Source organism: Arhodomonas sp. KWT (assembly GCF_010993615.1).
Window position 1 is genome coordinate 1,210 of sequence record NZ_WNXE01000193.1, and the last position, 2,851, is coordinate 4,060.

At 71.8% G+C, this 2,851-nt stretch carries 2 protein-coding genes and 1 pseudogene; all 3 read left to right on the forward strand.

The annotated features are described in order from the left end of the window. Positions 1–264 (forward strand): annotated as a pseudogene (locus G7A99_RS16415) (tRNA glutamyl-Q(34) synthetase GluQRS); the annotation flags it as partial. 96 nt (positions 265–360) lie between these two features. Beyond that, positions 361–558, forward strand: coding sequence for a hypothetical protein (locus tag G7A99_RS16420; protein ID WP_163142114.1), 198 nt, complete (start codon positions 361–363; stop codon positions 556–558). After that, on the forward strand, positions 548–2,851 hold a 2,304-nt coding region (locus G7A99_RS16425; protein ID WP_163142117.1), incomplete at its 3' end, for a PAS domain S-box protein. The genes G7A99_RS16420 and G7A99_RS16425, both read left to right, overlap by 11 nt.

Sequence of the window (2,851 nt, forward strand, 5' to 3'; positions counted from 1 at the left end):
ACCCTGGGGCTGCCGCGGCCGCGTCACCTGCACCTGCCCCTGGCGCTCAGCCCCGCGGGCGGGAAGCTCAGCAAGCACACCCACGCCCGAGCCGTGGACGACGCCACCCCGTCGGCGAATATCGCCGCGGTACTGGCCTTCCTCGGCCTGGCGCCGCCCGCCGACCTCGAGGGCGCACCGCCGGCGGCGCTGCTGGCCTGGGCCACCGGGCACTGGCGCATCGACACCCTCTCCGCCACCGACATCCCCGTGGAGGGACGCTGACGGCATCGCCCGGCCATCGCCGGTTGTGCTACTTTAGGTAACAAACAGCGGGGGCAACACCCCGATAGCCGCACGGATGCAGCGGGAGGAGAACCGATGGCCACGCACATCGACTATGGGCCCCATGCGCCCAGCCTGATCACGTTCGCGTTTACCCTGCTGGCCTTCGCCTCGCCGGCCAGCGACTGGTGGTCCGCGCTCGTACCACCGTGGTACGCGCCCTTCGCGCTCTGGGCGCTGGTGATCGTCGCCATCCGGCTCGGCGCCCGCCGCACGGCCCGCCATGAGGTTTGAGCTCGGCACGCTGTTCGCCTTCGCGATCGCGTACCTGCTGGTCCTCTTCCTGATCGCCTACGGCACGGAGCGGAACGCGCGGGCGCGGCGGCTGGCCGCACACCCGGCGGTCTACGTCCTCTCGCTGGGGGTCTACGCCACCACGTGGAGCTATTACGGCGCGGTGGGCTTCGCCGACCGCCAGGGGCTCGCGTTCGTCACCATCTACCTCGGCGTGGCCATGGCCATGGCACTGACGCCGGTGCTGCTGATGCCGCTGCTGCGGCTCACCCGGCACTGGCAGCTCACCTCGCTCGCGGACATCTTCGCCTTCCGCTTCAACAGCCAGGGCGCCGGCGTGCTCGCCACCGTGGTCATGCTCACCGGCAGCCTGCCCTATCTGGCGCTGCAGATCCGCGCGGTGGCGGAGTCCACGCAGGTACTCAGCGGCGAGGCCTCCCCGGGCCCCATCGCGGTGGGCTTCTGCGTGATGGTCTCGGTGTTCGCGATCATCTTCGGCGCACGCCACGTCACCCCGCGGGAGAAGCACGCCGGGCTGGTCACGGCGATCGCCTTCGAGTCGCTGATCAAGCTGATCGCGCTGCTGGTGGTCGCGGTGGTGGCCGTGCACCTTGCCTTCGGCGGCTTCGGCGGCATCCAGGACTGGCTCGAGCGCAACCCGGAGCGGCTGGCCGCGTTCTACGCCCCGGTGCGCGAGCAGGCCTGGGGCGGGCTGCTGTTCATCGCCTTCGGCGCGGCCTTCCTGCTGCCGCGCCAGTTCCACATGATGTTCACCGAGAACGCCCGGCCCCAGGGGCTGATCACCGCGAGCTGGGGATTCCCGCTGTACCTGCTGGCGATGTCGTTCGCCGTGCCCCCGATCCTGTGGGCGGGCTACGCACTCGCCCCGGGGATCATCCCGGACTACTACGTCCTCGCCATGGCCATGGTCAGCGGCTCGCCGACGCTGGCGATGGTGGCCTACCTGGGCGGCATCTCCGCGGCGAGCGCGATGATCATCGTGACCACGCTCGCGCTCTCGTCGATGTGCCTCAACCACCTGGTCCTGCCGGTGTTCCGGCCGGACCCCCAGCGCAACCTCTACGAGGCCCTGCGCTGGGCACGGCGCATGCTGATCGCGGCGATCATCGCCGCCGGGTACCTCTTCTTCCTCGCGCTGGAACGCACGGAGGGGCTGGTCTCCTGGGGGCTGATCTCGTTCCTGGCGATGGTCCAGTTCGTGCCCGGCGTGGTCGGCGTGCTGGTATGGACACGCGCCACCCGGGTCGGCTTCATCGCCGGGCTGCTCACCGGCGGTGCGATCTGGGGCGGCACGGCACTGCTGCCCGCGCTCACCACCGTCAGCCCGGTGACCATCGTCGGCCTGGACATTGCCCGCACCCAGGGCGCGGACCACTTCGCGGCGGTGGCGTTCTGGTCGGTGGCCGCCAACGCCCTGGTGTTCGCCGCGGTCTCGCTGCTCACCCGCCAGAGCGACCGCGAATCCGAGGCCGCGGCGGCCTGCCGCGACGTGAGCACGGCGATCCCCCGCGGGGCGCTGGTGCTGGAGTCGCCGGCGCAGTTCGTCGAGCAGCTGACCTCGGTCACCGGCGCGGCGGCCGCCCGGGCCGAGGTCGCCAAGGCGCTGGCCGACCAGGGCCTGGACTGGAGCGAGACCCGCCCGGACCGGCTCCAGCAGCTGCGCGAGCAGATCGAACGCAACCTCTCCGGGATGATGGGCCCGATCCTCGCGCGCATGATCGTCGACGAGCGCCTGCGCGTGGACGCGGACACGCGCACGGCGCTGGCACAGAACGTGCGCCTCATCGAGGAGCGCCTGGAGCGTTCGCGCAACCGCTTCCGCGGCCTCGCCGCCGAGCTCGACGAGCTGCGCCGCTACCACCGCCAGATCCTCGAGGACCTGCCGCTGGGCGTGGTGGCGGTCACGCCCAACGACCGCATCGTGCGCTGGAACCCGGCGATGCAGTCGCTCACCGGCATGAACGCCGCGCGGGTGGTGGGCCGGCGCGTCAGTGAGCTCACCGAGCCCTGGGGCGGGCTGCTCACCGATTTCCTCGCCGCGGACGAGAACCACGCCCACAAGCGCGCCCTGCAGCTGCCCGCGGAGACGCGCTGGCTGTCGCTGCACCGGGCCTTCATCGGCGGCGCCCGCCGCGGCGAACCCGGCGACCGGCTGCTGCTGGTGGAGGACGTCACCGAGCTCCAGCGCCTGGAGGAGGAGCTGACCCACAGCGAACGCCTCGCCTCCATCGGCCGCCTCGCCGCGGGTGTCGCCCACGAGATCGGCAACCCG